This is a genomic window from Chamaesiphon sp. OTE_75_metabat_556 (genome assembly GCF_031378165.1).
Taxonomy (GTDB): Bacteria; Cyanobacteriota; Cyanobacteriia; order Cyanobacteriales; family Chamaesiphonaceae; genus Chamaesiphon.
The window spans coordinates 1-3,764 of the sequence record NZ_JANNDR010000454.1; the positions used below are offsets into that span (position 1 = coordinate 1).

Consider the following 3,764-nt stretch of genomic DNA (forward strand, 5'->3'; position numbering starts at 1 on the left):
TTTATTAGTTACAGTTTCACAAGTATTTGAAAACTCATTAGCTTTAAACGAAAATTACAAATTATCCCAAGCAATAAATAAAAAGCTATCAGCAAATCAAGCAGAGATAAGCTTTCTTAAAGACAACAAAGAAATCAACAGATTGGGAATTGACTTAATTGCAAATGCGAAAAACAGAGTGAGGGTTGCTATTTTTGCAAGGATGCCGCAATCAACAATGCTTAGATCTAACTATATCACAACACTCCGAGATAGATTGATAGTTTCAATGCATAGTAATGACAATTTTAGATATCAATGTATTTATGGATATGATGAGAAAAATAAAAAAATCCTCGTTGAGTCTATAGAAATGAGAAAGGCTCAGTATAAGAAAGATGGAACTGAATCTCAAGTGGATTTTAGATGGATTAACGGAGTAACAGGTATGAATGTCTTAGTTGCGGACAATAATTTTGTAGCAATAGGTTTTCCATCTTCAACGGGACAAGGGTTTGAAAAGGTAATTAAGATTAAAGATAATCCTGAATTAGCAAAAAGTATTTCAGATTGGTATGATGATTTATGGGCTAAATCGGCTTTAGAACCAGCTTAAACAATCTAGAATTAAGCGATCGATTCGTTAATTGGGAATCTATCTATCAACTGGATTGCCCGTCTCGCATTGGCTTGTAAAGCATCACTAGCATGAGGCACATAGGGAATCTGCGACAACAGATCCACCGTCCGGCGTAACATCCGCACGATATCGCCCTCATCGAGATTGGTATTGCTACACAACTCCGTCCAGGATACTTCCAACGCCCAATTTTCGACGATGCCGACTAGCTCATATTCCATCCAAACGGGGAGAGCTACCTGATAGCGGCGTTGGATTTGGAAGAGTTGGCGGCGGGTGCCGCGTAGGGCACTGAGAGTCATGACGACCTCATCCGCCGGATCGTAATTCGTCCAACTGTCGGAGCGTGGAGTTTCTGATACGAGCGCACAGATGACGGCGGCTAAATGGTGGGGATCTAAACCATCGAGATAGCCAGACATCAGCGCGAGAGCAATCCATAGCTCGTTATCCCCGCGAATGGCGGCGGCGGCTTCACCGATGCGGGTGGGGAGGACACCTTGCAAACCATTGACTTGACGCAATACTTCGATCAGATTGAGAAATTCTTGCCAATGTCGATCGAGTTGCGTTTGCAGTGTAGTTTGGAGATCTGTAATTTCTTGTTCTAAGACTGCTTGACGGCGATAGCGTTTGAGCAAAGTGGCGGGATTGCCCCATTCCCAGACGGGATGATTTTCGAGCTTGGTTTTCAGGTCGGCGACGATTTTGACTTGGGCTGTCAATTCGGCGGTGGCTGGTGGCTCGACAGCGGGGATGCTCTGGGCGATTTCGGCGGTGAGGCTCATGCCTTTGCGGACTTGTCCAGGTCGCAAGGGCATATCCGCAGGTGGCAGCAGGGAGACTACTTGGGGGACGCGCTGTTTACCGCCATATTCAGACCAATGCTTGTGGACGGCGACGACATCTTGATGATTGACGACGTACCATTTGTTATCCTGTCCCAAACACACGAGTGCGGGTTTGTAGCCAGATCCGGCAATTTTGCTGACGAGGACGGCGGGTAATGGGGTCGCGACGGGGACGTGCTTGCCTTTGAGACTGAGGATCGTGCCGGAGAGGGCTGCGGGTAATTGTTTGCTAACTTGTCCCGATTGGACTTGCTCGGTATAGAGTTGGAGATTCTTGAGCTGATTTTGGTCGAGCTTGAGTTGCGAGTGAGCGGTTTCGTATTCGGCGAGAACGTTCCCATCGATCTTACTCATGCTCTGTTGAAGAGTCGTTAATTCCTGCTTGATATCAACAATACTCTGCTGCTGGGGCAACAAATGGAGGGTTTTGGTAAAGTGGCCGAAACTGCGTTCGACTAGCTCTCTCGCTTCCTCTAGAGTATGGGTTTGGAGCAGGTTCAAGACCATTCCATAAGTTGGCGTAAATTGACTCACCAGCGGGTCTGGTGACGAAGTGGCGAAGTCACTCGCTTCTTTCGCGCCTTCAAATCTCGTCTGAGTGGCGACTACGTAGCCCACCACGTCCTTACCCCGTCGTCCGGCACGTCCGGCCATTTGCAGAAATTCCGAAGCCGTGAGGAGGCGATGTCCTTGATCTGTGCGCTTGGAGAGACTAGAAATAACTGTCGTCCGAGCGGGCATATTGATTCCCGCTGCCAGGGTTTCGGTGGCGAAGACGACTTTGATCAAGCCCATGCCAAATAGCTCTTCGACTAGGGATTTCCAGGCGGGGAGGATGCCAGCATGGTGAGCAGCAACACCTTTGTATAGTGGTTCTACTTGTCCGGCGCGGGCGGCTTCGGGATTTTTTTCTAGGAATTCATCGATTCTGGCTTTTAACAGCGCGGATTCAGCTTTGCTAACTAGTTGCATGGTGGACATCTCCGCCACCGCTTTATCACAGCCCCGCCGACTGAAGATGAAGTAGATGGCAGGGAGCATTTCTCGCTCGGCGAGTTTGCTGACGACAAAACCGATACTAGGGACATCTTCCGATTTGCGGCTGCCAGTGGGACGATGGGATTTGAGCTTGGGATTGAGCTTGGCGGTATTGGGGTCGAGTAATGGCAAAATCCCTTTGGGGTTGACAAAGTGAAACTCCAAAGGGACGGGGCGAAAATCGGAATAAATTAGTTCGGTGCCACCATGAACGGCACTAATCCATTCGGTTAATTGTTTGCTATTGGCGACGGTGGCGGAGAGGGCAACTAGCTGAATGTGGGGCGGACAATAAATAATCGACTCTTCCCAAACGGTGCCGCGCTGTTTGTCATTCATGTAGTGGCATTCGTCGAGCACCACAGCTTCGACACCGATCATTGAGGTGCCGACTTCGCCGATGCGGGTACCGTAGAGCATATTCCGAAAGATTTCGGTCGTCATCACGACAATCGGCGCATCCCGATCGATCGAGATATCCCCAGTCAACAAGCCGACATTTTCTTCTCCAAATTCAGCTTTGAAATCGCGATATTTTTGATTTGATAGGGCTTTGAGTGGGGTAGTGTAAAATACTCGGCGTCCCTGTCGCAGGGCGCGATGGATGGCATATTCGCCAATTAGTGTTTTGCCTGAACCCGTCGGCGCACAGACGACCACGGACTTTCCGGCATTAAGTGCATCTACCGCCTGAAGTTGAAACTTATCGAGTGGAAATGGGAAGATCTCGGATAGTTGGTCGGTAGTAATAGCGGAGGTGGTCATAGCGTTTAACTTCACAGACAGTGGCGCGAGGTTAGATTGTGGCGGTAGCTAAGTCTCGATACTCTCTAGTATATTCGGAAATTACGGTCGGGCGCGATCGCTAGTGGCAGGGAGTGATGCAGATCTCAATTTAGGTTCACAACAACCTGTCTCCCCAGCAGGTTTTAACACTCATGCCAGATCGAATTTAGCCACTAATTTAGCGCATGTCGATCGACTCATCCCAGCGATGACCTTGGATATCCTCAATATCGAACAGTTCAGCTTGTATGGAGGAAATATTTATCTCTAATCGATCGATTGCCAACTAATTTTTGCCGATCTAACAAATCCAACTATTAGTGGTAATAACTGAATTTGCGATGCTAAGTTTTCAATGCAAATTAACTTCAATCGATCGGTCGGTTTCAGTTAGATCGATCTAAATCCGTTAATTTAATAAGCTAAACACAGATCCTAACCACCACCAACGATCGTCACAATTTCTAATC

At 47.8% G+C, this 3,764-nt stretch carries 3 protein-coding genes; 2 read left to right on the forward strand and 1 reads right to left on the reverse strand.

Going from position 1 to position 3,764, the window contains the following annotated elements; translation table 11 throughout:
• On the forward strand, positions 1–595 hold a 595-nt coding region (locus RMO27_RS18370), incomplete at its 5' end, for a hypothetical protein (RefSeq protein ID WP_309735191.1).
• 11 nt (positions 596–606) lie between these two features.
• Here the strand turns inward: RMO27_RS18370 and RMO27_RS18375 are convergent.
• Positions 607–3,273, reverse strand: coding sequence for a DEAD/DEAH box helicase (locus tag RMO27_RS18375; RefSeq protein WP_309735193.1), 2,667 nt, complete (start codon positions 3,271–3,273; stop codon positions 607–609).
• Between the two features lie 103 nt (positions 3,274–3,376).
• On the opposite strand from RMO27_RS18375, the gene RMO27_RS18380 reads away from it, so the two are divergent.
• The gene (locus tag RMO27_RS18380) at positions 3,377–3,565 is read left to right on the forward strand and encodes a hypothetical protein (RefSeq protein WP_309735195.1); all 189 of its coding nucleotides are present in this window, start codon (positions 3,377–3,379) and stop codon (positions 3,563–3,565) included.
• The last annotated feature ends 199 nt before the right edge of the window (positions 3,566–3,764 follow it).